Origin of the sequence: Hyphomicrobium sp. DMF-1, from assembly GCF_027886585.1 — a bacterium.
Lineage (GTDB): Bacteria > Pseudomonadota > Alphaproteobacteria > Rhizobiales > Hyphomicrobiaceae > Hyphomicrobium_C > Hyphomicrobium_C zavarzinii.
Genome location: NZ_CP115706.1, coordinates 504,730 through 530,882 on the forward strand (window position 1 = coordinate 504,730; position 26,153 = coordinate 530,882).

Annotated in this window: 29 protein-coding genes; 17 read left to right on the top strand and 12 right to left on the bottom strand. The window is 64.0% G+C overall.

The window, feature by feature from the left end; translation table 11 throughout:
* Positions 1 to 377: 377 nt before the first annotated feature.
* Positions 378 to 737, top strand: a complete 360-nt coding sequence (locus PE058_RS02205) for an HU family DNA-binding protein (RefSeq protein ID WP_020085921.1) — start codon at positions 378 to 380, stop codon at positions 735 to 737.
* A 146-nt stretch (positions 738 to 883) separates the two neighbouring features.
* Here PE058_RS02205 and fsa read toward each other — a convergent pair whose 3' ends face one another.
* A complete protein-coding gene (fsa, locus tag PE058_RS02210; RefSeq protein WP_020085922.1) occupies positions 884 to 1,537 on the bottom strand; it encodes a fructose-6-phosphate aldolase in 654 nt (217 codons plus the stop codon).
* 144 nt (positions 1,538 to 1,681) lie between these two features.
* On the opposite strand from fsa, the gene PE058_RS02215 reads away from it, so the two are divergent.
* Positions 1,682 to 3,910: a primosomal protein N' gene (locus PE058_RS02215; protein WP_271029726.1), complete on the top strand. Its 2,229-nt coding sequence runs from the start codon at positions 1,682 to 1,684 to the stop codon at positions 3,908 to 3,910.
* 28 nt (positions 3,911 to 3,938) lie between these two features.
* Here PE058_RS02215 and PE058_RS02220 read toward each other — a convergent pair whose 3' ends face one another.
* Both PE058_RS02220 and PE058_RS02225 read right to left on the bottom strand, forming a co-directional pair.
* A complete protein-coding gene (locus tag PE058_RS02220) occupies positions 3,939 to 4,226 on the bottom strand; it encodes a hypothetical protein (protein WP_271029727.1) in 288 nt (95 codons plus the stop codon).
* Between the two features lie 204 nt (positions 4,227 to 4,430).
* Positions 4,431 to 5,039: a BA14K family protein gene (locus tag PE058_RS02225; RefSeq protein ID WP_271029728.1), complete on the bottom strand. Its 609-nt coding sequence runs from the start codon at positions 5,037 to 5,039 to the stop codon at positions 4,431 to 4,433.
* 361 nt (positions 5,040 to 5,400) lie between these two features.
* Between PE058_RS02225 and PE058_RS02230 the strand changes: the two genes are divergently transcribed.
* The 7 genes from PE058_RS02230 to PE058_RS02260 all read left to right on the top strand — a co-directional run bounded on the left by PE058_RS02230 (position 5,401) and on the right by PE058_RS02260 (position 11,368).
* Positions 5,401 to 5,961 (top strand): F0F1 ATP synthase subunit delta, encoded by a 561-nt coding sequence (locus PE058_RS02230; protein WP_026868022.1) that lies wholly within the window; start codon positions 5,401 to 5,403, stop codon positions 5,959 to 5,961.
* A 118-nt stretch (positions 5,962 to 6,079) separates the two neighbouring features.
* Complete coding sequence (atpA, locus tag PE058_RS02235; RefSeq protein ID WP_020085927.1) at positions 6,080 to 7,609, top strand: F0F1 ATP synthase subunit alpha; 1,530 nt, start codon at positions 6,080 to 6,082, stop codon at positions 7,607 to 7,609.
* Between the two features lie 82 nt (positions 7,610 to 7,691).
* Complete coding sequence (locus PE058_RS02240) at positions 7,692 to 8,582, top strand: F0F1 ATP synthase subunit gamma (protein WP_020085928.1); 891 nt, start codon at positions 7,692 to 7,694, stop codon at positions 8,580 to 8,582.
* Between the two features lie 47 nt (positions 8,583 to 8,629).
* Positions 8,630 to 9,031: an organic hydroperoxide resistance protein gene (locus PE058_RS02245; RefSeq protein ID WP_020085929.1), complete on the top strand. Its 402-nt coding sequence runs from the start codon at positions 8,630 to 8,632 to the stop codon at positions 9,029 to 9,031.
* A gap of 76 nt (positions 9,032 to 9,107) precedes the next feature.
* Positions 9,108 to 10,541 (top strand): F0F1 ATP synthase subunit beta, encoded by a 1,434-nt coding sequence (gene atpD / locus PE058_RS02250; protein ID WP_026868023.1) that lies wholly within the window; start codon positions 9,108 to 9,110, stop codon positions 10,539 to 10,541.
* 101 nt (positions 10,542 to 10,642) lie between these two features.
* Positions 10,643 to 10,903, top strand: coding sequence for a hypothetical protein (locus PE058_RS02255; RefSeq protein ID WP_026868024.1), 261 nt, complete (start codon positions 10,643 to 10,645; stop codon positions 10,901 to 10,903).
* Between the two features lie 75 nt (positions 10,904 to 10,978).
* Positions 10,979 to 11,368 (top strand): F0F1 ATP synthase subunit epsilon, encoded by a 390-nt coding sequence (locus PE058_RS02260; protein ID WP_271029729.1) that lies wholly within the window; start codon positions 10,979 to 10,981, stop codon positions 11,366 to 11,368.
* A gap of 262 nt (positions 11,369 to 11,630) precedes the next feature.
* Here PE058_RS02260 and PE058_RS02265 read toward each other — a convergent pair whose 3' ends face one another.
* The 5 genes from PE058_RS02265 to PE058_RS02285 all read right to left on the bottom strand — a co-directional run bounded on the left by PE058_RS02265 (position 11,631) and on the right by PE058_RS02285 (position 16,741).
* Positions 11,631 to 12,173 (bottom strand): ester cyclase, encoded by a 543-nt coding sequence (locus tag PE058_RS02265; RefSeq protein ID WP_020085933.1) that lies wholly within the window; start codon positions 12,171 to 12,173, stop codon positions 11,631 to 11,633.
* Between the two features lie 187 nt (positions 12,174 to 12,360).
* Complete coding sequence (locus PE058_RS02270; RefSeq protein ID WP_020085934.1) at positions 12,361 to 12,882, bottom strand: RNA pyrophosphohydrolase; 522 nt, start codon at positions 12,880 to 12,882, stop codon at positions 12,361 to 12,363.
* Between the two features lie 193 nt (positions 12,883 to 13,075).
* Positions 13,076 to 13,600 (bottom strand): RNA pyrophosphohydrolase, encoded by a 525-nt coding sequence (locus PE058_RS02275; RefSeq protein ID WP_020085935.1) that lies wholly within the window; start codon positions 13,598 to 13,600, stop codon positions 13,076 to 13,078.
* A gap of 169 nt (positions 13,601 to 13,769) precedes the next feature.
* Positions 13,770 to 15,206, bottom strand: a complete 1,437-nt coding sequence (locus PE058_RS02280; RefSeq protein ID WP_271029730.1) for a S41 family peptidase — start codon at positions 15,204 to 15,206, stop codon at positions 13,770 to 13,772.
* Positions 15,206 to 16,741, bottom strand: a complete 1,536-nt coding sequence (locus PE058_RS02285) for a murein hydrolase activator EnvC family protein (RefSeq protein ID WP_271029731.1) — start codon at positions 16,739 to 16,741, stop codon at positions 15,206 to 15,208. Before PE058_RS02285 ends, PE058_RS02280 begins: the two co-directional genes overlap by 1 nt.
* A 485-nt stretch (positions 16,742 to 17,226) precedes the next feature.
* Between PE058_RS02285 and PE058_RS02290 the strand changes: the two genes are divergently transcribed.
* The 8 genes from PE058_RS02290 to PE058_RS02325 all read left to right on the top strand — a co-directional run bounded on the left by PE058_RS02290 (position 17,227) and on the right by PE058_RS02325 (position 23,185).
* A complete protein-coding gene (locus PE058_RS02290) occupies positions 17,227 to 17,421 on the top strand; it encodes a twin transmembrane helix small protein (RefSeq protein WP_026868026.1) in 195 nt (64 codons plus the stop codon).
* Between the two features lie 93 nt (positions 17,422 to 17,514).
* Positions 17,515 to 18,093, top strand: coding sequence for a cob(I)yrinic acid a,c-diamide adenosyltransferase (locus PE058_RS02295; RefSeq protein WP_020085939.1), 579 nt, complete (start codon positions 17,515 to 17,517; stop codon positions 18,091 to 18,093).
* A 36-nt stretch (positions 18,094 to 18,129) separates the two neighbouring features.
* Entirely contained in the window at positions 18,130 to 18,831 is a 702-nt protein-coding gene (locus PE058_RS02300) for a rhomboid family intramembrane serine protease (protein WP_271029732.1), read from the top strand.
* Between the two features lie 276 nt (positions 18,832 to 19,107).
* Entirely contained in the window at positions 19,108 to 19,863 is a 756-nt protein-coding gene (locus PE058_RS02305) for an electron transfer flavoprotein subunit beta/FixA family protein (protein WP_271029733.1), read from the top strand.
* Positions 19,863 to 20,807, top strand: coding sequence for an electron transfer flavoprotein subunit alpha/FixB family protein (locus PE058_RS02310; RefSeq protein ID WP_020085942.1), 945 nt, complete (start codon positions 19,863 to 19,865; stop codon positions 20,805 to 20,807). The genes PE058_RS02305 and PE058_RS02310 overlap by 1 nt, the downstream gene beginning before the upstream one ends.
* A gap of 173 nt (positions 20,808 to 20,980) precedes the next feature.
* Complete coding sequence (locus PE058_RS02315) at positions 20,981 to 21,898, top strand: 3-hydroxybutyryl-CoA dehydrogenase (RefSeq protein WP_020085943.1); 918 nt, start codon at positions 20,981 to 20,983, stop codon at positions 21,896 to 21,898.
* An 18-nt stretch (positions 21,899 to 21,916) separates the two neighbouring features.
* Positions 21,917 to 22,675, top strand: a complete 759-nt coding sequence (locus tag PE058_RS02320; protein WP_271029734.1) for an SDR family oxidoreductase — start codon at positions 21,917 to 21,919, stop codon at positions 22,673 to 22,675.
* 201 nt (positions 22,676 to 22,876) lie between these two features.
* Positions 22,877 to 23,185 carry a hypothetical protein gene (locus tag PE058_RS02325; RefSeq protein WP_156827357.1) on the top strand — a complete coding sequence of 103 codons (309 nt, stop codon included), beginning with the start codon at positions 22,877 to 22,879 and terminating at the stop codon, positions 23,183 to 23,185.
* Positions 23,186 to 23,329: 144 nt separating this feature from the next.
* On the opposite strand, the gene PE058_RS02330 is transcribed toward PE058_RS02325, so the two are convergent.
* From PE058_RS02330 to PE058_RS02345, 4 genes are all read right to left on the bottom strand, one after another.
* Complete coding sequence (locus PE058_RS02330) at positions 23,330 to 23,596, bottom strand: PepSY domain-containing protein (protein ID WP_271029735.1); 267 nt, start codon at positions 23,594 to 23,596, stop codon at positions 23,330 to 23,332.
* Between the two features lie 181 nt (positions 23,597 to 23,777).
* Positions 23,778 to 25,139 (bottom strand): sensor histidine kinase, encoded by a 1,362-nt coding sequence (locus tag PE058_RS02335; protein WP_271029736.1) that lies wholly within the window; start codon positions 25,137 to 25,139, stop codon positions 23,778 to 23,780.
* Positions 25,136 to 25,801 carry a response regulator transcription factor gene (locus PE058_RS02340; protein WP_271029737.1) on the bottom strand — a complete coding sequence of 222 codons (666 nt, stop codon included), beginning with the start codon at positions 25,799 to 25,801 and terminating at the stop codon, positions 25,136 to 25,138. Before PE058_RS02340 ends, PE058_RS02335 begins: the two co-directional genes overlap by 4 nt.
* Positions 25,801 to 26,091, bottom strand: a complete 291-nt coding sequence (locus PE058_RS02345) for a PepSY domain-containing protein (protein ID WP_020085949.1) — start codon at positions 26,089 to 26,091, stop codon at positions 25,801 to 25,803. Before PE058_RS02345 ends, PE058_RS02340 begins: the two co-directional genes overlap by 1 nt.
* Between the last annotated feature and the right edge of the window lie 62 nt (positions 26,092 to 26,153).

Sequence of the window (26,153 nt, forward strand, 5' to 3'; positions counted from 1 at the left end):
TTGCACCGTATGCGTGACACCTTGCGCGAAGGCCACGTTTTACGGGTACAAATTGCGCATCCGGAGATTGCGGCCGTGCCTCGCGCGCGGTGCGAAGGAGAGATGCGCACGACGAATCGCTGCGAATCGTCACTCATCTCGATGTGCGCGATTGCGCAGAAAACCGCGTAAATGCTATGCAACTGTGACGCTGCACGCGCTTCTCATGCACGCAAATAGCGTGTTTACGGGCGATTCTGAGCTCCGTTGCGCGTGCAAGCGTGACCAAAACTCCAATCTAGGGCAAAAAAGCGCAGTCTTTTTAAATCCATAGCCGCGGAAATTCATTCTTAATGTATGGTTTCGCGGTCATTGATTCCATTTCTGGGGAAACTCTCATGGCTAAAGCCGCCACCAAATCCGTTGCAAAGACCAAAGCCGCTCCGAAGCCGGCCGCCAAGGCTGCCAGCAAGGCAGCAGTGAGCACCGTCACGCTTCGCCACATCGGCACGGCAATCTCCGAGACGCATGATCTTCCGAAGAAGCAGGCCAACGCCGTGCTCGAGGATTTCGTCGCTCTCGTCACGAAGCACCTCAAGAAGGGCGACCGCATCCGCATCGGCGGCCTCGGCATCCTTCAGGTTCGCAAGCGTCCCGCCCGTCTCGGCCGCAACCCGGCTACCGGCGAGCAGATCAAGATCAAGGCCAGCAAGAAGGTTGCCTTCCGCGCTGCCAAGGATCTGAAAGAGCAGATCTAAGCATTACCGGGATCGGTGCTTTGCTTCGGACGCCCTCGTTCGAAGCAGGCATGGTCCGGTGTGCCCGGTGCGAATGAAAAAGGCGAGCAGGCCGGTATCCCGGCCGCTCGCCTTGTTCATTTTGACTTCGAGGAAGCGACGGCTGGCTAGATGGTCTGGCCGGTCTTCTTCCAGTCAGCCACGAATTGCGCGAGACCCGAATCCGTCAACGGATGCTTGACGAGAGCCTTGAGGATGGCGGGCGGAATTGTCGCCACATCGGCGCCGATGAGGGCGGCTTCCTTTACGTGGTTCACCGTGCGGATCGAGGCGGCGAGGATGTCGGTCTCGAGATCCTGATAGTTGTCGTAGATAGCGCGGATCTCGCGGATGAGGTCCATGCCGTTGAGGCCGATGTCGTCGAGTCGGCCGATGAATGGAGAGACGAACGTGGCGCCGGCCTTCGCAGCCAGGAGGGCTTGGTTTGCCGAAAAGCAGAGCGTGACATTGACCATGGTGCCTTCCGACGTCAGCGCCTTGCAGGCCTTGAGGCCGTCGAGCGTGAGCGGCACCTTGATGGTGACGTTGGTGGCGATCTTCCGCAGCACCTCGGCTTCGCGCATCATGCCGGCATAGTCGATGGCGGCCACCTCGGCCGAGACCGGGCCGGGGACGACAGCGCAGATCTCGGCGATTGTCTGCTTGAAGTCGCGGCCGGATTTTGCAATCAGCGACGGGTTGGTGGTCACGCCATCGAGAAGTCCGGTTGCGGCCAGCTCCTTGATTTCGCTGACATCAGCAGTATCGACGAAAAACTTCATTCTCGGTCCTTTGTGCTGCCCCTCGTGGGCATCCTTCAAGTTGAGAGAGGTGCGCGGCCTTGTCCATGGCCGTCAGCTCGCCCTATCTCTCCGCATAAGCTATCGCTTTCAAGCTTGGTAGCTTCTAATCCGGTAGCGGGACACTTGGATAGCCTTCTTGGCATTAATGAAAAGGGTGAAGGCGCGGCGCGGACGCTGGTTCCGGTGCTGATGCCGGGGGCCCCGCTTGACCAGACCTACGACTATCTGGTTCCGCCGGGGCTTGCCATCGAGCCGGGCGCCTTTGTTCTCGTCCCGTTCGGGCCGCAGACGCGCATCGGCGTGGTGTGGGACGGACCGCTCGGCGGCTCCGATCGTCCGGTCGATCCCAAGAAGATGAAGACGCTGACCGAGCGGCTCGATGTTCCGCCGCTGCCGTTGACGTCGCTCAGGTTCGCAGAGTGGATCGCGGGCTACACGCTTTCGCCGCTCGGCATGGTGGTGCGGATGATGATGAGCGCGCAAGCCGCGTTCGAGCCGGTGAAGCCGCGTTTCGGCGTGCGTGCGGTGGCGGATGCGCATGACCCGCCGCGCATGACGCCGGCGCGCCGGCGCGCGCTCGATCTCGCGCGCGACGGCTCGATCCGCGCGAAGTCCGCGCTCGCCCAGGAAGCCGAATGCAGCACGGGCGTGGTGGATGGTCTCGTCGCGTCCGGAAATCTGGTCGAAGTCGTCATTCCCGAGCGGCGTTTTCCGCTACCCAATGCGGACCACCGGCAAACGGAGTTCACGCGCGAACAGGCGGAGGCGGTGCACGCGCTGGTCTCGGCCGTCGACGGCGGCAGCTTCTCGGTATCGCTGCTCGACGGCGTGACGGGCTCGGGCAAAACGGAGGTTTACTACGAGGCGGTTGCGGAAACGCTGCGCAAGGGGCGGCAGGCCCTGATCATGCTGCCCGAGATCGCGCTCACCGGGCAGTTCATGAGCCGGTTCGTCGCGCGCTTCGGATGCGCGCCCGCAGAATGGCATTCGGCCTTGTCGCCTGCCGAGCGCGGACGCGTGTGGCGCGCGGCGGCGACGGGCGAGGCGCGCGTGGTCGTTGGCGCGCGCAGTGCGCTGTTCCTGCCGTTCACCGAGCTCGGTCTCGTGGTGGTCGACGAGGAGCACGATCCTGGTTTCAAGCAGGATGACCGGGTGCACTATCAAGCGCGCGACATGAGTGTCGTGCGCGGCAGCCTCGGGAAGTTTCCCGTGGTGCTCGCCTCGGCAACGCCGTCGATCGAAAGCCATGTCAACGCGCGGACCGGGCGCTACCGGCATATCATCCTGCCGGGACGTTTCACGGGCGCTGAGCTGCCGGACGTCAAGCCGATCGACATGCGCACGCATCCGCCGGAAAAGGGGCAATGGCTCTCGCCGGTGCTGGTGGAGGCGGTCGCCGCCACGCTCGCGGAGCGGCAGCAGTCTCTCCTGTTCCTGAACCGGCGCGGGTATGCGCCGCTGACGTTGTGCCGCAGCTGCGGTCATCGTTTCGAATGCCCGCAGTGCACGGCATGGCTCGTGGAGCACCGGTTCCGGCGGCGTCTCAATTGCCACCATTGCGGTTTCTCGCTGCCCATGCCGGAGACGTGTCCCAAGTGCGGCGAGGAAGGATCGCTCGTCGCGTGCGGACCGGGTGTCGAGCGCGTGGCGGAGGAGGTGCGGGAGCGCTTTCCGGACGCGCGCCTTGCGCTGTTGTCATCGGACCTCATTCCGGGGCTCGAGGAGATGCGCCGCATCATCGGCTCGATCGAGAGCGGTGAGGTGGACATCATCATCGGGACGCAGATCGTGGCCAAGGGCCACAACTTTCCGCTGCTGGCCACGGTTGGTATCGTCGATGGCGATCTGGGCTTGTCGATGGGCGCCGATCCGCGGGCCGGCGAGCGGACGTTCCAGCTTCTGCATCAGGTGACGGGGCGTGCCGGGCGCGCTCTGACCAAGGGCCGCGGCTTCATTCAAACGCACATGCCGGAGCATCCGGTGATGGAAGCCATCATCTCAGGCGATCGCGAGAGCTTCCTCGACCGGGAGATCGACATGCGACGGCGCGGCGTGCTGCCGCCGTTTGGCAGGCTTGCCGCGCTCGTCATCTCGGCGCGCGACAAGGATCTGGCGGAAACGTTCGCGCGTGAGGTTGCGCGGCGCGCGCCACGTGCGGAGCAGATCGAAGTGCTGGGTCCCGCCGAGGCGCCGATCTCGATCGTGCGCGGGCGGCATCGCTGGCGGCTGCTGGTGAAGGCGCCCCGCGACAAGAACATCCAGGCCTTCCTGAGGGCATGGGGTGAGGCGCTTCCGAAAATCGGAGGTGATCTGCGCCTCACCGTCGATATCGATCCCTACAACTTTCTCTAGGGCCGTCTGTGTCTACGCCAAGCGCGGCTTAGCGATGGTGGCCCGACGAGAGGATCGTGCCGACTGCGAGCACGCCGAGGCCGATGGCGATGCCCTTCGCGATGTCTTTACCGCGGTTGTCGCGGTGGCGCTTGTAGGCGTAGCGATGGCGCGGGCCGTAGTAATCGCGCGGGCCATCATAGTGGCGCGAATAGCCGCGGCCTTCATATCCGTTCCATCTGTCATGGGCGCTGGCGGCGGTCGCGAGCGGACCCATGTTGGCGGCGAGCAAGCTCGTGATGACGGCAACGCTGGTGGCGAATTTCTTGAACGACATATCGTGTCCCCTTCGTCCCGATCCTTGCGCCGGGACTGTCCCGGCACGTTGAGATCCTTGATAGCGGGGGCACTCTGAACTCGTGTTGAACGATGCTTGCAGCTTCCGTTCATCTTCGTTGGAGATGCGTAGACAACGCGCCGGTCAGCTTTTTCGAGCTGCCGGCGCGGGTTTTCGATCTTCTGCTGGTTCAGCGCGGCTCAGCTATTTGAGGTAGGGGCAGAGCTTGCGCTTGCCGTCGTTGGCGAGGAAGGTTCCTGTGGCCCGGTCGAACGAGCGGTAACGGGACTCGCACCGCGCAACGGCGTCACCGTCGTTGGCATAGACGACGGCGTCGTCATCGTAGTCGTCGTCGTAATAATAGCTGTCGTAGTAGGAAGGTCCGTAATCATAGAAGTACGGATAGCCGCCGTAATAGACGCGCGGGAAGCGGCGATGCGGGTAGCCGTGGTGATGGTGCTTGCCACCGCGCCATGCGTAGTTGGGGCCGGGACGCGGACCTCGGAACGCCGGAGGACCGGGCCGGTGTTGTCCGGCGCGGAAACCAGGATTTCCGCCGCCGAGAGATCTCGGGATCGAGCCAGGGCCTGCGGGCTTGAAGGCAGGGCCGCCGCCTCTCGAGGCGGGCCCGATACTGCGAAAACCTCCGCCTGCCCTCATACCTCCTCCGCCGCCACCATCCTTACGGACGTTGATGACGGGCGCTCTCGTGGTGTCGTTCGACAGCGCTCTCGCGGGGCCGGGCGCGGCTGGCGCTGCGCCCAACGGAAGCGCCGCCAGGGCCGCGACGGCCAGTAGTCTCGCTGTTTTCATGCCTTATGCTCCTTAGTTTGGTTTGCACCACGCGACTGGGCCACGTGGAAGGCGCTCGGGCCGTTACCTAAGGATGTGGGGTCTGCGCGAAGGAATCACACCGATTGGCCGGGGGCTGAGGATTATTTTCTCGGAGAGGGCCGGGCGGAGTGCTGAATGGCCGCGGAAATGCCGCGTTAGAGACGCGTTAGGCCGGTTGATGCGCCGTGACGCACATGATACAGAACCGCGGGCTTCAGACGGGGTACAGCGCAACTCAGCGGTGCGGTTTGTCCTGTCTGCAACGTCATCATCATGAAAAAGGGCTGTGGCTTCGGCCGCGGGGCTCCTCCAACCCCTTGAGCGCGCGAGATTTCTTGACGTGGCGACAGAAGAACCAATCGTAGGCGGAGTGGCCGGACGCTATGCGGCGGCCCTGTTCGATCTTGCAGTCGAGCAGAAAAATGTGGCCGAGGTCGAGCAGGATCTCGCAAAATTCGAGCAGCTTTACGACATGAGCCCCGATCTGGTTCGGCTCATCCGTAGCCCGGTCATCGCAAGCGAAGACCAGGCCCGTGCGCTCGGCATTCTGCTGGATAAGGCGGGCGTCGGCACCCTGACGCGCAATTTCTTCAACCTGGTGGCTCGTAATCGCAGGCTGTTCGCGGCTCCCGACATGGCGCGCGCCTTCAAGGCGCTCGCGGCCAAGTCGCGCGGCGAGGTCACGGCGGAAGTGGCCAGCGCCCATCCGCTGACCGATGCTCAGGCCGAAGCCCTCAAGGCTGCTCTCAAGGCCACTGTCGGCAAGGACGTGACGCTCGCGACGAAGGTCGATCCTTCGCTGATCGGCGGTCTCGTCGTGAAGCTCGGCAGCCGCATGGTTGATTCGTCGCTCAAGACGAAGCTTTCCAATCTCACGCTTTCGCTCAAGGGAGGCCATTGACGCCAGGCTTTCGGCCTTGCGCCCTGCCTTCCCCACGTACGTTTCAGAGCCTGCCGAACAGGCGCGCTCACAAGATCAGAACACATAGAGAAAACGCCCCAAGAGACGAGGTCAAGTGATGGACATCCGGGCTGCAGAGATCACCTCGATCCTGAAAGATCAGATCAAGAATTTCGGTAAGGAAGCTGAAGTTTCCGAGATCGGCCAAGTGCTGTCGGTCGGTGACGGCATTGCGCGCGTCTACGGTCTCGACAATGTTCAGGCCGGCGAGATGGTCGAGTTCCCGGGCGGCATTCGCGGCATGGCTCTCAACCTCGAAGCCGACAACGTCGGCGTCGTTATCTTCGGCGACGACCGCACGATTCGCGAAGGCGACACCGTCAAGCGGACCGGTGCCATCGTGGAAGTTCCGGTCGGCAGGGGTCTGCTCGGCCGCGTGGTCGACGGCCTCGGCAACCCGATCGACGGCAAGGGTCCGATCCAGTCCGACAAGAAGATGCGCGTCGACGTGAAGGCGCCCGGCATTCTGCCCCGCAAGTCGGTGCATGAGCCGATGGCAACCGGTCTCAAGGCGGTGGACGCTCTCATCCCCGTCGGCCGCGGCCAGCGCGAGCTCATCATCGGTGACCGCCAGACCGGCAAGACGGCGATCATTCTGGACACCTTCCTGAACCAGAAGTCCGTCAACGCCGGCACCGACGAAGGCGCAAAGCTCTATTGCGTGTACGTCGCCGTCGGCCAGAAGCGCTCTACCGTCGCTCAGTTCGTCAAGGTTCTCGAAGAGCGCGGCGCCCTCGAATACTCCATCGTCATCGCCGCCACGGCCTCCGACCCGGCTCCCATGCAGTACCTCGCGCCGTTCACCGGCTGCACCATGGGCGAGTACTTCCGCGACAACGGCATGCACGCTGTGATCGCCTACGACGACCTCTCCAAGCAGGCCGTCGCTTATCGCCAGATGTCGCTTCTGCTGCGTCGTCCGCCGGGCCGTGAAGCCTATCCGGGCGACGTTTTCTATCTGCACTCTCGTCTGCTCGAGCGCGCCGCCAAGCTCGGCGACGCCGCCGGCAAGGGCTCGCTCACCGCGCTCCCCGTCATCGAGACGCAGGCCAACGACGTGTCGGCCTACATTCCGACCAACGTGATCTCGATCACCGACGGCCAGATCTTCCTCGAGACGGACCTCTTCTATCAGGGCATCCGTCCGGCCGTGAACGTCGGTCTCTCGGTGTCGCGAGTCGGCTCGTCGGCACAGACGAAGGCGATGAAGCAGGTTGCCGGCAAGATCAAGGGCGAGCTCGCGCAGTACCGCGAAATGGCGGCCTTCGCGCAGTTCGGCTCGGATCTCGACGCCGCCACGCAGAAGCTGCTCGCACGCGGCGCACGCCTCACCGAGCTTCTCAAGCAGCCGCAGTTCTCTCCGCTCAAGATGGAAGAGCAGGTTGCGGTGATCTTCGCCGGCACGCGCGGCTATCTCGATCCGCTGCCGGTCTCGGCCGTCGGCAAGTTCGAGCAGAGCCTGCTTGCAGCGCTCCGCGACGAGAAGTCGATTCTCGCATCGGTCGCCGCCGAGAAGGCTCTTTCTGCCGACGCCGAGAAGAAGCTGGTCGACCTGCTCGACGGCTTCGCCAAGACCTTCGTCGCTTAAGTCAGCAATGCCCGTTCCGCGAAGCCGGATACGATCCGGTGCTTCGCGGGAGGGCTAGGGCCGAACTCTCGAGGACGCTCGAATGCCGAGCTTAAAAGATCTCAGAAACCGCATCGCCTCCGTGAAGGCGACGCGTAAGATCACGAAGGCCATGCAGATGGTGGCCGCGGCGAAGCTTCGCCGTGCGCAGGAATCCGCAACTGCCGCCCGTCCTTACGCCGAGCGCATGGACGCGGTTCTGGCCGCGCTGAACCAGCGCGCGAGCCGTGAAGGGGCCTCGCCTCTCCTCGTCGGCACGGGCAAGGATCAGGTTCATCTTCTGATCGTGATGACGGCCGAGCGCGGTCTCTGCGGCGGCTTCAACAACAACATCTCGAAGCTTGCACGCGCTGATGCCCAGAGGCTGATCGCGGCCGGCAAGACGGTGAAGATCCTGACGGTGGGCCGCAAGGGCGCGGACAACCTGCGCCGCGATCTCGGCCGCAACATCGTCGAGCGTCACGACCTGCGTGGCGTGCGCCAGCTCGGCTTCTCGAACGCGGAAGAGATCGCCAACAAGGTGCTCGCCATGTTCGAGGCCGGTGAGTTCGACGTTGCGACGCTTTATTTCGCCGAGTTCAAGAGCGTCATCGCGCAGAAGCCGACCGCGCTTCAGCTCATCCCGGCCAAGCTGCCGGAGACGAGTGCCGCAGACGATGCCAAGGCGGGGGCTGGACAGTCGGTCGTCGACTACGAGCCCGACGAGGATGCGATCCTCGGCTACCTGCTCACGCGCAACATCGCCACGCAGATCTTCCGCGGTCTGCTCGAGAATGCCGCGTCCGAGCAGGGCGCACGCATGAGCGCCATGGACAACGCCACGCGCAACGCTGGCGAGATGATCAACAAGCTGACCGTGAAGTACAACCGTCAGCGTCAGGCGAACATCACCAAGGAACTCATCGAAATCATCTCGGGCGCGGAAGCGCTCTAGGGCAATCGTGTGCAGGTCCCGGCTGGTAGAGCGTCGAGGAGTTGACAATGGCATATAGAACGACAGCAACGACGAAGGGCGGCCGTGACGGCCGAGCGGTCCTCGCCGACGGCAAGCTCGCTCTCGCCATGTCGCTTCCCAAGGAGCTCGGCGGATCGGGCGAAGGCCACAATCCTGAGCAGCTCTTCGCGCTCGGGTATTCGGCCTGCTTCGGCCAGGCGATCCTCGTGCTTGCAAAGAAGCACGGGCTCGATGGCCAGGCGGCGCGCGTGACGGCCGATGTGACGCTCAACACCACGGACGGCTTCTCGCTCGCCGTCGATCTCAAGGTTTCGCTTCCCGGTGCCGATCCGGCCGCGCTGCAAGCGCTGGTCGAGGAGGCCCATCAGATTTGTCCCTATTCAAAGGCGACGCGCGGAAACATCCCCGTGACGCTGTCGATCGCATAGTGAGACCGATGAGTCACGCTTCGGACTAAAAGGGTCCGAAGCGATCATGGTCTGAGCATTTTGGCTGGAGAGGAAAATGGCAAGCAAGGTTGGTAAGGTTCGTCAGGTTATGGGCGCTGTCGTCGACGTGCAGTTCGACGGCCATCTGCCGGAAATTCTGAACGCCCTCGAAACCAAGAACCAGGGCAACCGCCTCGTTCTCGAGGTTGCGCAGCATCTCGGCGAGAATACCGTGCGCACCATCGCCATGGACTCGACCGAAGGTCTCGTGCGCGGCCAGAGCGTCGAGGACACCGGCGCGCCGATCTCGGTTCCGGTCGGCGAGGAGACCCTGGGCCGCATCATCAACGTCATCGGCGAGCCGGTGGACGAAGCAGGCCCGGTGAAGACCAACGCTACGCGCGCCATCCACCAGCCCGCTCCGCAGTTCGCCGATCAGGCGACGGAAGCGCAGATCCTCGTGACGGGCATCAAGGTCGTCGACCTGCTCGCTCCGTACGCCAAGGGCGGTAAGATCGGCCTGTTCGGCGGCGCCGGCGTGGGCAAGACCGTTCTCATCATGGAGCTCATCAACAACATCGCGAAGGCACACGGCGGCTACTCCGTGTTCGCGGGCGTCGGTGAGCGTACGCGTGAGGGCAACGACCTCTATCATGAGATGATCGAGTCGAAGGTCAACATCGACCCGAAGAAGAACAACGGCTCCACCAAGGGCTCCAAGTGCGCCCTCGTGTACGGCCAGATGAACGAGCCGCCGGGCGCTCGTATGCGCGTCGCTCTCTCGGGCCTCACGGTCGCCGAGGACTTCCGCGACAAGGGCCAGGACGTGCTGTTCTTCGTGGACAACATCTTCCGCTTCACGCAGGCCGGCTCGGAAGTGTCCGCTCTGCTCGGACGTATTCCTTCGGCGGTGGGCTATCAGCCGACGCTCGCCACCGACATGGGTGCTCTCCAGGAGCGCATCACCACCACGCAGAAGGGTTCGATCACCTCGGTGCAGGCCATTTACGTGCCCGCCGACGACTTGACCGACCCCGCGCCCGCCACCTCGTTCGCTCACTTGGACGCGACGACGGTGCTTTCGCGTACCATCGCAGAAAAGGGCATCTACCCGGCAGTCGACCCGCTCGACTCGACCTCGCGCATGCTCGATCCGCGCATCGTCGGCGAGGAGCACTACCAGGTTGCCCGTAAGGTGCAGTCGATCCTCCAGCGCTACAAGGCGCTGCAGGACATCATCGCCATTCTCGGCATGGACGAGCTCTCGGAAGAGGACAAGCTGGCCGTGGCCCGCGCCCGCAAGATCGAGCGCTTCATGTCCCAGCCGTTCACGGTCGCGGAAGTGTTCACGGGCTCGCCCGGCAAGCTCGTGTCGCTCGCCGACACCATCAAGGGCTTCAAGGGTCTCTGTGAGGGCGACTACGACCATCTGCCGGAGCCGGCGTTCTACATGGTGGGCTCGATCGACGAGGCCATCGCGAAGGCCGAGAAGCTGGCTGAGGCCGCCTGATAGAGTCCTAGAGTCGTCCGGCCGGCACCGGCCGGGCGATCTCGCGTTTGCGTCTGTCTAGAAGTGAAATCCGGTCGCAAGGCGACGGAGCGGGGGTTGAGATGGCAGGTGGAGACGCTCAGAGCTTTGGCTCTTGCTGCGAAGAACTGAAAGAGGCGATGAGCGGCGAGGAGTTCGAGCCGCTGATCACGGTCGGTGACGACGGCGTGCTCTACATGTCCGTCGGGCTCGTGGAGCTCGAGGACGAAGAGCCGGGCATGGTCGATCATCCGATTTTCTTCTGCCCGTTCTGTGGCAAGGGCGTGCAGACGCCTGACGAGGTCAGGGCGAAGGCGGGTGACGACGAGGACGACGACGCGTAAGCGCGCCGTCGCCTTCCGCGGCCTGCGGATCGCACGGGTGCGCGGGCCGGTTCAGAATTTGAGGAAGAGAAGCCAATGGCTCAGACGTTCACATTCGAGCTGGTCAGCCCCGAGAAGGTTCTTCTTTCGGGCGAGGCAGAGCAGGTTCAGCTCCCGGGCGCCGAAGGCGACATGACCATTCTCCCCGGCCATTCTCCGCTGATTTCCACGCTGCGGCCTGGTGTGATCGACGTGGTGCTCGCCGGCGGCAAGTCGCGGGTCTACGTGCGGCAGGCGTTCGCACAGGTGGAGCCCGATCGTCTGACGGTGCTCGCCGAGAAGGCTTACGACGTCGCGGATCTGAACGCTTCGGCGATCTCGACGCAGCTTTCCGAGGCTGAGGCCGAGCTGGCTCAGGCCAAGACCGACGAGCAGCGTCTCGTTGCCAACCAGGCAATCGCTGCGCTCTCGGCGCTCAAGGCTTAAGCGCCTTTTCGGTTGTGAAATTGAAAAGCGCCCGGCGTTGTCCGGGCGCTTTTGCTTTTAAGCCCAAGATGAATGAAGCGCGCCTCGTGTCCGATCCTGGACTTGCATCGTGACGTGTCTGGGCCCCGACCGCCCATGCGGAGCATGGCTTCGCCATGACGTCGGGGTGACGAGACATTTGTGGCAGGCGTTTCCCACAACAGGGCCGTTATCCCGGCGCAGGCCGGGATCCAGATACGCACACGTTGAAAAAAGGGAACGGCTACTTCTGCTCCGCCAAGTCCAGCTTGCGGCCCATGCGGCGGAGGAGCTGACCGACGTTTGCGAGCAGGTTGTGCTCGATGGCGAAGTAGATGCGCTCGCCTTTGAACTTCTTTTTCTCCGCATCCCACGGGAAGAGCAGAACAACGTCGAACTCGATCGGCTGGCCGGTGGAAGGCAGGCCCATGAGATCGCCGTGGTGGACGCCGTTGAAGTGCGCTTCCTCGACCACGCCCTGGGGGCCGATGAAGACGTTGACCACGGAGAAGCAGTTCTCCGGAAACGCCTTTAGGAAGCCGTCGTAGAACTTGGCCGCGCCCTCGTGGCCGTTCCAGACCTTGCCGTTGTTCAGGATGGTGTAGACGCAGTCTTCGGTGAGGGTGGCGAGGAGGCCGGGGATGTCGCCGCGATGCTCGGCGGCGATGTGATCGAGCCAAAGCTCCTTGATGCGATCGTATTCGGCCTGATCGAATGGTTGGCCGGTCTGGTAGTTCGCGCCATCGTTGAAGGGGGGCAGCGTTCTCGTCAAGGTGCGTGTGGACATGTGCTGAACTCGGCGGGTCTGCGTTTAAAACGGCGGGCGGCGGATCTTGAGGGAACGTGGGAATACAACAATCGGTTCAGCTCCGCCGGGGCGAGAGCCGTTGGATTATCAAATTCGTATAGCCAGCAGGCTGGGTGACCAGATTGATCGGAATCAGATTTGATCCGTGTTCGATCGCTCTTTCATTTCAGCTTTGGGCGAGATAGGCAAATCTCTCTACGACGGTTTGGTAAACGGGCCGCTTGAACGAGACGATGAGGTCGGGAAGCTCCGACATCTCGCGCCAGCTCCAGCGGTCGAACTCGGCTTTGCCATTGCGCGGGCGGATGTCGATCTCGCTGTCGTCGCCCCAGAACCGCATGGCGAACCAGCGTTGGCGCTGGCCGCGGTACTTGCCCTTGAGGGCAACGCCGACGAGCGGCTCGGGCAGGTCATAAGTCAGCCATTGGGGAATTTCGGCGATGACGTCGGCGCTGGTGATTCCCGTCTCCTCGCGCAACTCGCGATAGGCTGCCTCGATCGGTTCCTCACCCTTGTCGATACCGCCCTGCGGCATCTGCCAGATGTAGCCGGATTTGTCTCCGCTCCACTTCGGCAGGCGGCGGCCGGTCCAGACGCGGCCGGTCTTGTTCAGAAGCATGATGCCGACGCAAGGCCTGTAGGGAAGCTCGCGGGATTTGGAGATGTGGCTTAGCTCTGTGTGCTTCATGGGTGTGGGCGGACCGGCGTTCGCGTGCGGAACCGGCGCCTGAGCCGGGGTCACGATTGTCCCGCCTTCGATAGGGTTCGAACGGGAATCATGGTTCCGGGCCCGCGTGGCGCCGAACTATTCAAACGACATCATACCCGCGAAGTTAGCGAGTTTTTGTCAGCCCGTCTGTGCCGTGCGGAATATCGGTGGGTTAGCCGGCAGGCTTGCCGAGGAGGGGCTCGAAGATGCGGAGCACCTCCAGGTACACGTCCCGCTTGAAGGGGACGATGGCGGCCGGAAGCTCCTCGGCTGAGGCCCACCGCCATGTGACGAACTCGGCGTTCGGGGTGCCGGGGATGCCGAGATCGATCTCGGATTCTGCGCCGAGGAAGCGGGCGGCGAACCACTTCTGACGCTGGCCGCGGTAGCGGCCGCCCCAGGCGACGCCGATCAGATGAGGCGGCAGATCGTAGGTCAGCCAGCTCGGTGTTTCCGCAATAATCTCAACGGTTTTGATGGCGGTTTCCTCGCGCAGCTCGCGCAAGGCCGCTAGGCGCGGGTCTTCGTTCTCATCAATGCCGCCTTGGGGCATCTGCCACCAGGTTCCCTGTCCTTCGGCATCGCCCGGCATGTCGGCGCGCTGGCCCACCCAGATACGTCCCTCGCGGTTCAGCACCATGATGCCGACGCAGGGGCGATAGCTGAGGGTCGCGGGATCCGGCTTGGGCGTGCTCATGCGGAAGGCTCGTTCTGTTGGCGGGCTGTTTGGCGTGGAAACGGCGATGGGCGCCGATCAGCGCCCATCTCATGGTCTCATCCGGTCACTATGCCGCAGGGGCAATGCCGGTTCAGGTTTCCGCGCCGGAGCCGAAGCTCTCGGCGCGATCTCATGCGAGCAACCGGTGTCAGTTCGGAACCGTGCTCTTTTCGTTAGCGCCCGGGCTGGACGGCGGCTGGGCGGGCTTGGCAACCGTCTCACCGGTCGCGGTTCCGCGCAGGAAGCTCAGGGCGTACTGGAGCTGGGTGTCCTTCTCGGGCTCCTTCGGCACGTAAGCCGACGATCCCGATTCCTCCTTCGGCTCTTCCTTGGGTTCTTCCTTACCGGCCTCGGTCTTTTCCTTTTCGGCGTTCTTCTCAGCCTGCTCGGCCTTGAGCGCATCCTCGCCCTTGAGGTGTCCGCGCAAGCTCGCCTCGCCGCGGGGCTTCTCGGTGGTCTTGCCCTTCAGCTCCTCGGGAAGCTCCTGCTCGATGACGATATCCGGATCGATGCCCTTCGCCTGGATCGAGCGGTTCGACGGCGTGTAGTAGCGAGCCGTGGTGAGACGGATCGCGCCGTTGGCGCCGAGCGGGATGATGGTCTGCACCGAGCCCTTACCGAACGAGCGCGTGCCGATGATGGTGGCGCGCTTGTGGTCCTTGAGGGCGCCGGCCACGATCTCCGACGCGGAGGCAGAGCCGCCGTTGATCAGCACGACGATGGGCTTGCCTTCGGCCGTGTCGCCGGGGCGAGCCTGGGCGCGCTGCGTCTCCTCGTTGTTGCGGCCCTTGGTCAGCACGATGGCGCCGCGCTCCAGGAAGTCGTCGGACACGGCGATGGCCTGATCGAGAAGGCCGCCGGGGTTGTTGCGCAGATCGATGACGAAGCCGCGCAGCTTGGGACCGATCTCCTTCTTGAGGGCGTCCATCGACTTCACGAGGTTGGCGTGCGTCTGCTCGTTGAAGGTGGTGACCTTGAGATAGGCGATGTCTCCCTCGGCGCGGGCCTTGACGGCGTTGATGCGGATGAAGTCGCGGACGATCTTCACGTCGAACGGCTCGTCCTTGCCTTTGCGCACGACGGTCAGCGTGATCGGCGTGTTGACCGGGCCGCGCATCTTCTCGACGGCCTGTTCGAGCGTGAGGCCGGAGATCTGCTCGCTGTCGAGATGGGTGATGAGGTCGTTGGCCTGGATGCCGGCCTTGGAGGCGGGCGTGTCGTCGATCGGCGAGACGACCTTGACGACGCCGTTCTCCATCGTGACCTCGATGCCGAGGCCGCCGAACTCGCCGCGTGTCTGCACCTGCATGTCGCGGTAGTTCTTCGGGCTCATGTAAGAGGAGTGGGGGTCGAGGGCGGCCAGCATGCCGTTGATCGCGCTCTCGATCAGCATGGTGTCGTCCGGCTTCTCGACGTAGTCGGAGCGGACGCGCTCGAACACGTCACCGAAGAGATCGAGCTGGCGATAGAGTTCCGAGTTCGGCGAATTGGCCGAGTACGTTTGCGAGACGTTCAGCACGGTGGTGGCGCCGGCGAGACCCGTCATCGTCAAAAACGTCCAGAACACCAGATCGGTCTTGCGCATTATTCCTGTACCTTCTGATCAGAGGCGGCCCACCATGGATCCGAATCTATGGGTTGCCCGTCCTTGCGAAACTCGATGTAGAGAACGGGCGCGCTGGCTTGCGGCGCCGCTTGGCCCATTCCCGTCTTTTCGGACGCCAATTGTGCTGTGCGAGGTGCGCTACTCATCGTCCCGATCGGCTCGGCGGCCAATACAAACTGTCCGGGGCCGACATCCATTTGTGACAATCCGGCCACCAACACATGATACCCGCCGCCGGCGTTGATGATCAAGAGTTGCCCGTAGCTTCTAAATTCTCCGGCGTACACGATCCAGCCGTCGCAGGGTGAGGTCACCCTGGCGCCGAACCGGGTTTCCAGGACGAGACCCTTGGACGTTCCTCCATATTGGGTTTTGTCGCCAAAACCCAAGGCCCTGCGCCCGCGCGCGGGGAGAGGCAGCTTGCCTTTCGCGTGCTGGAACTGGATGGCGGGCGTGATCCGGTCCGGCTTTCCGGGCATCAAGGCGGTCGTGGACGGGGCCAGCTCGACGATCGAGGAGGGTTTCTCGCGCGCCGGCGGCGGGGTCATCATTGCCACTTCCTCGGCCCGCTGGGGGGGGACCGGCGGGGCGCTGTCCACGGCGGTATCCGGCGCGATGGTGCGGGCGGCGGGGACGGCTTCGGAGCCCGCGGGCGCTTTCGGCGGAGTGGCCGGCGGCAGCATGGCGACAACCTGCTGGTCTTCCGGCTTCTCCGGGGGCGACAGCGTTGGGGTGGTGTTCACCTGCTGGCTCAGCCGGGCGATCAGCTCGCTCAAGTCGCTGACGTTTTTCGAGATCTCGGCGGTGGCCTCGCGCACCTGCTTCAGCTCGGCCTGACGGTCGGCCAGCGATTGCTTCTTGGTTTCGAGCAAGCTCGCAAGGCGTGTCTGAGTGGCGTTCAGCCGGTCGCGTTCGGCGCGCAGGTTGTCGCCTTCGCGGCGGATGTTGTTCATGATGCCCACCAGCTCGTTGAGCTTGGTGGTGAGCACGCGGGCTTCCTCGCGCAGCCCCGGGAAGGCAATGCCGAGCAGCATGGCGCTTCGCACCATCTCGAGCGCATCCTCGCGCTGGGTGATGATCACCGGCGGCGGGTTGCGCCCCATGCGCTGGAGGGCTGCGAGGAGTCCCGAAATCTTGCTGTGCTCCTTGGCAAGGGAGGCGCGGACGGCCTGCTCCTGCTTCTCGAAGCCGGCGAGGCGGTTCTCGATCGCCGTCATCTGCTCTTCGCTCTTCTGGACGAGCGCGGCGGTCTCGACCAGGCGCGCGTTGATCTCGCGCCGCTCGTCGGCAATGCTGACCAGATCCTTCTGAAGCTCGCGATCACGGGCTTCCTTTGCGGCAAGCTCGCTTTTCTGGTTCTCGAGCTTCCTTGTCGCGTCGTCCGTCGATTGGGGTGTTTGGGCTGGCGCGGCGGACATCACAGCGCCGGAAGCGGCCATCGCAAGCGTCAGCGCCGCCGCGATGCGGCGGGCGCGTTGCTTTTCGCTGGAGGTCGCAATCCTGGTTCGGCTCACACCCTAGCCCATCTGGCCCGACTGAGATGACCCGTGCCGTACGCCGCACCACCGACCCTGGTCTTCATGGTCTCATAAATCTGACATTCGGCGGGATGCCGGCTCGGCGCCCCGCGATCGATCAACTTTCGTGTCCGCGTTCCGGCGCACCGGCCGGACGCGCGCTTTGCGTTCGATTTCCCCAGCGAGCGGCCCCTCGGCATCCCCACGCCGCGGCCTCATCCCAAGGGCGCTGTTTAACCTACGATCGCGCCGGAACAAACACTCCGGAGCAACCCTTGCCACGCGTCCCTTCCCGAGGGGGCGCAGCCGAACCTACAACGCCCGGATAAGTGGTTAGAATTAGGGCACGGGAGCGCAAACAAAGTTTGAACAACGTACGGGGGGCGAGCGGCGCCGGATTGCGCCGAGAGGGCCGCATGGTATTTGAAGCGAGCTAACCTTACGTTAGGATACCGACGTCCCGAAAATCGAGGCTTTTTCGTATGCAATCCGCAATGTACTACCTGTCGACAGGCGCGGTGTTCGCGGTCCTGATCGTGCTTCTGATGGGACTGTGGGTCATGACCCGGGGGCGTAGCCCCAACCTCAGCCAAAAGCTGATGCGCTGGCGTGTCGGCCTGCAGTTCGCCGCCATCGTGATGATCGTCGCGTACGTCTACGTCAAACAGCACATGTGACGGGTCTCAATGGCTCTTTTTCGCGTCGGAAAGCGGTTCCCACTTTGACGCAAGCAATCTAGTGTGAGCGCCGATTGGGGGATTTGCTTCACGATGGTCAAACTCAACAAGATCTACACGAAGACGGGCGATGCCGGCACCACGGGCCTCGGCACAGGGGAACGCGTGCGCAAGGATGCGCTGCGGATCGCGGCCTACGGCACGGTGGACGAAACCAACGCCACGCTCGGCATGGTGCGCATCCATCTCGCGGGGCATCCGGGCCTCGATGCCAAGCTCGGCCGGGTGCAGAACGACCTGTTCGATCTCGGTGCGGATCTCTGCGTGCCGGACCGGGGGAAGGCGCTGGGGTTCGAGGCGCTGCGCGTCTCGGACGATCAGGTCACGCGCCTCGAAGCCGAGATCGACGAGATGAACTCAGAGCTTAAACCACTGAAATCCTTTGTTCTTCCTGGCGGATCTCCGGCATCGGCGGCCCTGCATGTGGCGCGGACGGTGTGCCGGCGCGCGGAGCGTGAGATGGTGGCGCTGGCGGCCCAGGAGGACGAGCCTGTGAGCGCCGCGGCCCTCAAGTATATCAATCGTCTTTCCGATTTCCTTTTCGTGGCGGGGCGCTACGTGAACGACCGGGGCCGCAGCGACGTGCTGTGGGTGCCAGGGCAAAACCGCTAAAAGCTGCTTGTGGATCGAGCCGAGGGGGACCGAGCCATGTTTGTTCCGCTACACGACGAGAACTCCCTGAAATCGATCCGCTTTCAGTATGTGACGATCATGCTGATCGCGATCAACGTGATCGTGTATCTTCTTGAGCGCACACGGCTCGAGGAGGTGGCGATCGCCAGTTTCGCCATTGTTCCCAGGGAGTTGTTCGATACCAGCCTGCTGCCGATCCCGACCGAGTCCATGGGGCCGGCGGTGCCCGAGCAGTTGACGCTGCTGACCTACATGTTCTTCCACGGCGATGTGCTTCATCTTGCCGGTAACATGCTTTTTCTGTGGGTCTTCGGCGACAACGTCGAAGATGCCATGGGGCATCTCAAGTTTCTCTTCTTCTACTTGGCATGTGGCGTGGCGGGCGGCTTGCTGCACGCCTGGGTCGAGCCCGGCTCGGAAAGCCCCCTGATAGGGGCCAGCGGGGCGGTGGCGGGCGTGATCGCCGCCTATCTCGTTCTGCATCCCCGGGTCCGGGTGTGGGTGCTGGCCCTCAAGGCCATTCCGCTCCGGATCTCGGCTGCTTTCGCGCTGGGGCTGTGGATCCTCATCCAGGTCGTCATGGTGCTGCTGCCGCAGGTGGGACCGGTGGCCTGGTGGGCGCATATCGGCGGGCTGATTGCGGGTGCGGTGCTGGTGGTTTTTCTGCGCCGTCCGGGTGTGCCGCTGTTCGACAGGGGGTATGGTTACGGAAGCTGATCCGTGTCCTGCCAATTCGGGCGGCAGAAGTCCTTCTGCTGGCCGCATTGACTTGAACCCTGGCGGCTCGTAGTTTCCTCTCTCGCACTTGCGAAGGGCTTGTAAAGTCAGAGGTCACTCGAGTTTATGCCATGGGGCTGGCGCCGGTGACATCGAAGGGAGACGGGCAGCGCAGGTGGGCCGCGAGTTCGTTCTCCCGCGGGCAAATTTCGGAACGTAAAAAACCAGGAAAGCAATGACCAGAACAAGGCAGTGCGCCGGGGAGCGCCGCGCATCATGAAGATCCTCGTCGCGGTGAAACGAGTTGTCGATTACGCGGTCAAGATCCGCGTCAAGGCGGATGGATCAGGGATCGAGCTGGCCAACGTCAAAATGTCCATGAACCCCTTCGACGAGATCGCCGTCGAGGAGGCTGTCCGGATCAAGGAAAAAGATCCTGCGACTGAAGTCGTCGCGGTGTCGATCGGAACCACGAAATCACAGGAGACGCTGCGGACCGCGCTCGCCATCGGCGCCGATCGCGCGATCCTCGTCGAGACGGCTGACGATACGCCGGTCGAGCCGCTCACGGTCGCCAAGCTTCTGCGGGCTGTCGTCGAGCAGGAGAAGCCCGACCTCGTCGTTCTCGGCAAGCAGGCCATTGACGACGACAGCAATCAGACGGGCCAGATGCTCGCTGCGCTGCTCGGCTGGGCTCAGGGTACGTTCGCATCCAAGGTCGTTCCCGAAGGCGGCGCCGTGAACGTGACGCGCGAGGTGGACGGCGGTCTTGAAACGGTGAAGCTCACGCTTCCCGCGATCGTCACCACGGACCTGCGCTTGAACGAGCCGCGCTATCCTTCGCTTCCCAACATCATGAAGGCGAAGAAGAAGCCGCTCGATGTGAAGAAGCCCGCCGATTACGGCGTCGATGTCGCCCAGCGTCTCAAAGTGCTCAAGACCACGGAGCCGCCGGTGCGTAAGGCCGGCGTGAAGGTGGCGGATGTGGCGGAGCTGGTGCGCCGTCTCAAGACCGAGGCGGGGGTGATCTAATGGCTATTCTTCTTGTTGCGGATCATTCCAACTCGGCGCTCGGCGCCAGCACCGGGAAGGCGCTGACGGCTGCCAAGGCCATCGGCGGCGACGTGCACGTGCTGATCGCTGGCCACGCCGCGCAGGCGGCTGCGGAAGCTGCTTCCAAGCTCGACGGCGTTGCCAAGGTGCTGGTGGCGGACGCCCCGCATCTCGCCAACGGTCTCGCCGAGGAAATCGCGGCGACCGTAGTCTCGCTCGCGGGCAACTACGACACAATCATCGCGCCGGCCACGGCCTCGGGCAAGAACGTGCTGCCGCGCGTGGCTGCTCTGCTCGACGTGATGCAGATCTCCGACATCATCAAGGTGGTTTCGCCGGATACGTTCGAGCGGCCCATCTATGCCGGCAACGCCATCCAGACGGTGCAGTCGACGGAAGCCAAGAAGGTGATCACGGTGCGGACGGCTGCGTTCGCGGCGGCATCCGAAGGCGGCTCGGCTCCCATCGAGAGCGTCTCGGCTGCACCCGCCGTCGGCATTTCCTCTTTCGTCGGCGCGGAGCTCACGAAGTCGGACCGGCCCGAACTCACTGCCGCCAAGATCGTCATCTCCGGCGGCCGCGGCATGGGCAACGGTGAGAATTTCAAGACCTACATCGAGCCGATCGCGACGCGTCTCGGCGCGGCGATGGGTGCCTCGCGCGCAGCGGTCGATGCGGGCTTCGTGCCGAACGATCTGCAGGTCGGCCAGACGGGCAAGGTGGTTGCTCCCGAGCTCTATGTGGCCGTCGGCATCTCGGGCGCGATCCAGCATCTCGCCGGCATGAAAGACTCGAAGGTCATCGTTGCGATCAACAAAGACGCCGAAGCCCCGATCTTCCAGGTCGCCGACTACGGTCTCGTTGCGGATCTCTTTCAAGCCCTGCCGGAACTCGACGCGGAACTCGGCAAGGCCGGACTTTAAGATCAGGGGGCGTTCGATCGAAAGATCGGGCGCCCTACAGTTTTGGCGTCGCGTTTTCTACGACGAACCGGTGCGTATGCCGGATTTTCATGCGCAGCGTGGCCCCGACATGATGCCGGGACAGGCTCCGCAGGATGTGCTCCGGCGGGCCCGGGACAAGAAGGACATTCACCATGGATGTTGCAGTCAAAGCCAAGCCGGCCGTTAGACCGGTCCCGGTCATCAAGCAGGTCGGTGTGATCGGAGCGGGCCAGATGGGCAGCGGCATCACGCACGTCATCGCGCTCGGAAAGTACGATGTGCTGCTGACCGATGTCCGCAAGGAAGCGGTCGACAAGGCGATCTCGACGATCGAGAAGAATCTTGGCCGTCAGGTGGCCAAGGGCGTCGTCAACGAAGCCGACATGAAGGCGGCGCTCGGTCGTATCCAGTTCGCGCCGAACCTCGACGCGCTCGGCGACTGCGATCTCGTGATCGAAGCGGCCACGGAGGATGAGTCGGTCAAGCGGCGCATCTTCCAGGAGTTGTGCCCGAAGCTGAAGCCGTCGGCGCTGCTTGCGACCAACACGTCGTCGCTTTCGATCACGCGGCTCGCCTCCACCACGGACCGGCCCGAGCACTTTATCGGCATGCACTTCATGAATCCGGTGCCGCTGATGGAGCTTGTGGAGCTGATCCGCGGCATTGCCACCGAGGACGACGTGTTCGGCGTGGCGCGCACGTTCGTGGAGAGCCTGGGCAAGACCACGGCCGTCTCCGAAGATTTCCCGGCGTTCATCGTCAATCGCATTCTGCTGCCGATGATCAACGAGGCCGTCTACACGCTGTATGAAGGCGTCGGCACGGTCGAGGGGATCGACAAGGCGATGCGGCTTGGCGCGCACCATCCCATGGGACCGCTCGAGCTGGCCGACTTCATCGGCCTCGACACGTGCCTCGCGGTGATGCAGGTGCTGTACGAAGGGCTGTCGGACTCCAAGTATCGTCCCTGTCCGCTGCTCGTGAAGTATGTCGAGGCAGGCTGGCTCGGCCGCAAGACGAACCGCGGGTTCTACGACTATCGCGGCGAGAAGCCGGTTCCGACGCGCTGATCCGCGCGGGCATTCGCCATGACACAGGCGGGGAAAGTGGCGGTGGTGACCGGCGCCGGAAGCGGCATCGGCCGTGCGGTTGCCGTCGCGCTGTTCAACGCGGGCTTCGACGTGGTGCTCGCCGGGCGCCGTCAAGCCGCGCTCGACGAGACGCTCGATGCGTGCACCGCCCGCCCGGGACGCAAGCTCGCGGTCGCCACGGACGTCGCCGATGAAGCGGCCGTCCTGCGCCTCTTCCAAAAAACCGAAGAGGCCTTCGGGCGGGTCGATGTGCTGTTCAACAATGCCGGCATCTCGGCGCCGGCCGTCACCATCGACGAGCTTCCTTTCGAGAGATGGAAAGCGGTTGTCGACGTCAATCTGACCGGGGCCTTCCTCTGCGCGCAAGCGGCGTTTCGAATGATGCGGCGGCAGATGCCGCGGGGCGGGCGCATCATCAACAACGGCTCGATCTCGGCGGTGACGCCACGCCCCTTCTCCGCGCCCTATACCTCGACCAAGCACGCGATCACGGGGCTCACCAAGTCTCTCTCGCTCGACGGGCGCGCTTTCGATATCGCCTGCTCGCAGATCGATATCGGGAATGCGGAAACCGAGATGACGGAGCCGATGGCGCGCGGTGTGTTTCAGGCCGACGGCAGCGTGAAGCCAGAGCCGCGGTTCGATCTCGCCCATGTGGCCGATGCGGTCGTCTACATGGCCAGCCTTCCGCTCGATGCCAACGTTCAATTCATGACGCTGATGGCCACAAAGATGCCCTTTGTCGGGAGAGGATGAGGTTTCAGGGGGCGATTGGGCACCTACGGTTGCGCGCATTCCGCGGTTCAAATAGATCTTGCTGGTCTCTTTGAAGGGTCGCGCAGCCGTTGATCGTCGCGCCAACAGGGGGAAACGGGCGGGATGCTCTCGAACATCGGCAGGATATGCTTTCGGCTGCTGGCCCCGTGCGCGTTGGTCGCGCTCGGCGGTTGCGCATCGATGCAGGATCTCGCCGGTATTCCCCGCGCCGGGTATCAACCCGACGGAACCTATCTGGTGAGCGAGGACGAAGAGAAGCTGGCGTGCCGGCAGATCAAGGATCGCCTCGACATCCTGAGCCTTCAGATCAAGAGCTTACCCGCCAGGGCGGCGGTGGAAGAACGGAGCCGGCCGACGACGGTGGGCGCCGCGCTTGGCCGCATGTTCGGCGGGCCGGGTGACGGGCTCAAGGCGACGAGTGATTTCCAGCGCGCCACCGCCGAGAGCGACGCGCTTCATGCTCTCGCCGCGAAGAAGCAGTGCGTTTGAGGCCTCTGCTTTTCTTGCGTTCGCGGCGGGTGAAACAAAAAGGGCGGGCGTCCTTGTGAGACGGCCCGCCAGAGTCTGAAATCGGCTCCATGAATTTCCGGCTTTTGCCAGGGGCGCGGAGAGGCCTTCAGGAGCGTCCGAGGCTTAGTCCTCGAGCTCGCGCTTCACGATGCGGCCGCCGCGGATATCGACGTCATAGACGCGGCCGTTGGCATGGCGGGCATCGTCGACCTCCCACTTTCCGTCATCGCGCTCGATCTTGCGCCAGGAGACGAAGCCGTTGGCGCTGAGGACGGCCTCGACGCGGGCGCGCTCGGCAGGGTTCGGCGGGCGGTCGCCGGCGGAAGCGGAAGAGGCAAGCGCTGCGGTGGCGAGGGCGGGCACTGCGAGGGCCAGCATCAATTTCTGCATATTCAATCTCTTTCTCTTCAAACGTTGGCGTTTGGCCGCGTGCGGTTGGGGAACCTCAGAAACCGCGCACGACGTTTTCGGCAGACACAAACTAGGAGATCGCCCCTGACGGCCCCCTGATGGGCTCTGTCAGCGAATTGTCAGGCGGATGTCGATGGACTTGCCGAGGCCGGTACGGAGGTCAGGATCTGCGCGGGGCGGTTTCGAAGCTCAGGGTCGCCGTGAGGCCCGGATTTGCGTTTCTCAGGGTCAGCGTGCCGCCCCAGGAGTCGACGATGTCCGTCACGATGGCGAGGCCGAGGCCCGCGCCCGATCCGCGCTCGTCGAGGCGTCCACCGCGGCGGAGCGCTTCGGCCAAGTGCCCCTCGGGGATGCCTTGCCCGTCGTCGGTGACCGAGAGGGTAATGCAGGCGCCGTCGCGGCGGGCGGTTATGGTGATGGCGTGGCGTGCGTGGCGCGCGGCATTCTCGATCAGGTTGCCCATGGCTTCCGACAGGTCGTCGCGATCGATGGGCGCGCTGAGGCCGGCAGGGACGTCCACGATCCAGTCGAGGCGCTCGCCGTCGGGCGTGCGCTGGACGACGCGGATCACCTGCTCGATGGCTGTCGCGACGCTGGTCTCCGCGCTCCGGTTGGGGGCAGCGAGGCGCGCGCGCGCCAATTCACGCTCGACGGTTCTCTGCATGGTGCGGGTGACCGTCGAGAGATTAAGAGCGACGTCCGTCTGTCCGCCTTTGGCCAAGCGCTCGATTTCAGTCTGCAGAACCTGGAGCGGCGTTCTGAGGCCGTGGGCCAAGTCTCCGGCTCGGCTCTTGGCGCGGGCGAGCTCGGCGTCGCGCGCGTCGATCAGATCGTCGATCTCGTGGGCGAGCGGGCGAACCTCGTCGGGAAAGCTCGATCCGAGGCGCTTGCTCTTACCGGAGCGGATGGCGGCAAGTTGCGTGCGGACTGCGGCTAGGGGCTTCAATCCGATGGTCACCCAGATCCAGGTCGCGGCGAGGAGAAGCGCGCCGATGATCGCGAGCAAGGGCGTGAGATCGACGGCAAACTCGCGGACGGCGTTGGAGATCTCCGCCGCGTCCCAGGCCACCGCGATGCGTGCCGTGCCGCCGCCCATGCGCGGAGGAAGCTCGATACGGCGTTGCAGGAGGTAGAGCTGGGCTTTCGCGGGGCCGACGATGTGGTGATGGTGGATCTGGTCGTCGACGTTCGGCTCCGCGGGAAGCGCCAGCTCCGAATCCCACAGCGAGCGTGAGCGGAGCACTGTTCCGCTCTCTTCGTGCACGATCTGCCAATAGAGGCCGGAGAGGGGGACGTCGAAGCGAGGATCGGCGGGAGACGTCTGAAGCCGGATGCCGCCTTCGGGCGCGGGCTCGAGATGCGCGGTGAGCTGGTTGAGGTAGACGGTCAGCTCGGCGTCGATGCGCCGCTCGACGTGCCGTTCGAAGAGAACGGTCAGGCCGTAGGCAGCGAGCGCGAGCGCGATAGCGGTCGAGACGGCGCCCGCCAGCAGAAGCCTGAGGCGCAGCGAGCCGAGTCTCATTCGGGGGCGCCTGCAACCATGTAGCCGAACCCGCGCCGTGTCTGGATGACGTCTGCGCCGAGCTTCTTGCGCAGGCGCGTGACGACGGCTTCGAGCGCGTTGGCGTCTCGTGCGTCGTCGTCGCCGTAGAGGTGCTCGATCAGCTCACCGGGGGAGACGACGCGTCCCTTGTGATGCAGCAGGTAAGCGACGAGGCGATATTCGAGCGGAGAGATCGCGACGTTCGTGCCGTTCACGAGGACGCGCATCTGGCGCGTGTCGATGGAGATCGGACCCGACTCGATGACCGGCGACGCGTGGCCGGCCGCGCGGCGGATGAGGGCACGCACGCGCGCCATCAGCTCCTCGATCTGAAACGGCTTTGCGAGGTAATCGTCGGCGCCGGCGTCGATGCCCTCCACGCGCTCCGGCCAAGCGCCCCGCGCGGTGAGGATCAGCACCGGCATCTGCCGCCCGGCGGCGCGCCAGCGCTTGAGGACCGCGAGGCCGTCCATCTTGGGGAGGCCGAGGTCGAGCACCACGAGATCAAAGTCCTCGGTGTCGCCCAGAAACCAGGCTTCCTCTCCGTCGGCCGCGATGCGTGGCTGATAGCCGGAAGCCGCGAGCGCGGCGGAAATGCCGGATGCGATCTGCGGCTCGTCCTCGACCACGAGAATACGCATCAGTCGTCGTCCTCGATGCTCAGGATCTCGCCGGTCGCTGCATCGACGTCGACTTCCTTCAGCCGTCCGGCGGAATCGATGACGTCGAATTCATAGACGAAGCGGCCGCCCTTCTCGACGTCCAGCTCGACGCCCAGGATCTTGCCCGGCAGCTTCGGTTTCACCTGCTCCGTTATGTCGGACAGGGATTTGATACGGCCTTCGAGCAGAGCCTTGCGGGCCAGGGCCTGATCGCGCGCGTCGTTGTCGGCGTGGGCCGCTGGGGCCGCTACGACGAGGGACAGCGCCAAAAATAGCGCGTGAGAGGGTGTGGTTCGAGACAGTCTCATAGGGGCGATTTATGCACGTTTTC

Bases quoted from the DNA above. Each gene is read 5' to 3' on its own strand.
- PE058_RS02205 (WP_020085921.1), top strand. From the start codon at position 378: ATGGCTAAAGCCGCCACCAAATCCGTTGCAAAGACCAAAGCCGCTCCG.
- fsa (WP_020085922.1), bottom strand. From the start codon at position 1,537: ATGAAGTTTTTCGTCGATACTGCTGATGTCAGCGAAATCAAGGAGCTG.
- PE058_RS02220 (WP_271029727.1), bottom strand. From the start codon at position 4,226: ATGTCGTTCAAGAAATTCGCCACCAGCGTTGCCGTCATCACGAGCTTG.
- PE058_RS02225 (WP_271029728.1), bottom strand. From the start codon at position 5,039: ATGAAAACAGCGAGACTACTGGCCGTCGCGGCCCTGGCGGCGCTTCCG.
- atpA (WP_020085927.1), top strand. From the start codon at position 6,080: ATGGACATCCGGGCTGCAGAGATCACCTCGATCCTGAAAGATCAGATC.
- PE058_RS02240 (WP_020085928.1), top strand. From the start codon at position 7,692: ATGCCGAGCTTAAAAGATCTCAGAAACCGCATCGCCTCCGTGAAGGCG.
- PE058_RS02245 (WP_020085929.1), top strand. From the start codon at position 8,630: ATGGCATATAGAACGACAGCAACGACGAAGGGCGGCCGTGACGGCCGA.
- atpD (WP_026868023.1), top strand. From the start codon at position 9,108: ATGGCAAGCAAGGTTGGTAAGGTTCGTCAGGTTATGGGCGCTGTCGTC.
- PE058_RS02255 (WP_026868024.1), top strand. From the start codon at position 10,643: ATGGCAGGTGGAGACGCTCAGAGCTTTGGCTCTTGCTGCGAAGAACTG.
- PE058_RS02260 (WP_271029729.1), top strand. From the start codon at position 10,979: ATGGCTCAGACGTTCACATTCGAGCTGGTCAGCCCCGAGAAGGTTCTT.
- PE058_RS02265 (WP_020085933.1), bottom strand. From the start codon at position 12,173: ATGTCCACACGCACCTTGACGAGAACGCTGCCCCCCTTCAACGATGGC.
- PE058_RS02270 (WP_020085934.1), bottom strand. From the start codon at position 12,882: ATGAAGCACACAGAGCTAAGCCACATCTCCAAATCCCGCGAGCTTCCC.
- PE058_RS02275 (WP_020085935.1), bottom strand. From the start codon at position 13,600: ATGAGCACGCCCAAGCCGGATCCCGCGACCCTCAGCTATCGCCCCTGC.
- PE058_RS02280 (WP_271029730.1), bottom strand. From the start codon at position 15,206: ATGCGCAAGACCGATCTGGTGTTCTGGACGTTTTTGACGATGACGGGT.
- PE058_RS02290 (WP_026868026.1), top strand. From the start codon at position 17,227: ATGCAATCCGCAATGTACTACCTGTCGACAGGCGCGGTGTTCGCGGTC.
- PE058_RS02295 (WP_020085939.1), top strand. From the start codon at position 17,515: ATGGTCAAACTCAACAAGATCTACACGAAGACGGGCGATGCCGGCACC.
- PE058_RS02300 (WP_271029732.1), top strand. From the start codon at position 18,130: ATGTTTGTTCCGCTACACGACGAGAACTCCCTGAAATCGATCCGCTTT.
- PE058_RS02305 (WP_271029733.1), top strand. From the start codon at position 19,108: ATGAAGATCCTCGTCGCGGTGAAACGAGTTGTCGATTACGCGGTCAAG.
- PE058_RS02310 (WP_020085942.1), top strand. From the start codon at position 19,863: ATGGCTATTCTTCTTGTTGCGGATCATTCCAACTCGGCGCTCGGCGCC.
- PE058_RS02315 (WP_020085943.1), top strand. From the start codon at position 20,981: ATGGATGTTGCAGTCAAAGCCAAGCCGGCCGTTAGACCGGTCCCGGTC.
- PE058_RS02320 (WP_271029734.1), top strand. From the start codon at position 21,917: ATGACACAGGCGGGGAAAGTGGCGGTGGTGACCGGCGCCGGAAGCGGC.
- PE058_RS02325 (WP_156827357.1), top strand. From the start codon at position 22,877: ATGCAGGATCTCGCCGGTATTCCCCGCGCCGGGTATCAACCCGACGGA.
- PE058_RS02330 (WP_271029735.1), bottom strand. From the start codon at position 23,596: ATGCAGAAATTGATGCTGGCCCTCGCAGTGCCCGCCCTCGCCACCGCA.
- PE058_RS02335 (WP_271029736.1), bottom strand. From the start codon at position 25,139: ATGAGACTCGGCTCGCTGCGCCTCAGGCTTCTGCTGGCGGGCGCCGTC.
- PE058_RS02340 (WP_271029737.1), bottom strand. From the start codon at position 25,801: ATGCGTATTCTCGTGGTCGAGGACGAGCCGCAGATCGCATCCGGCATT.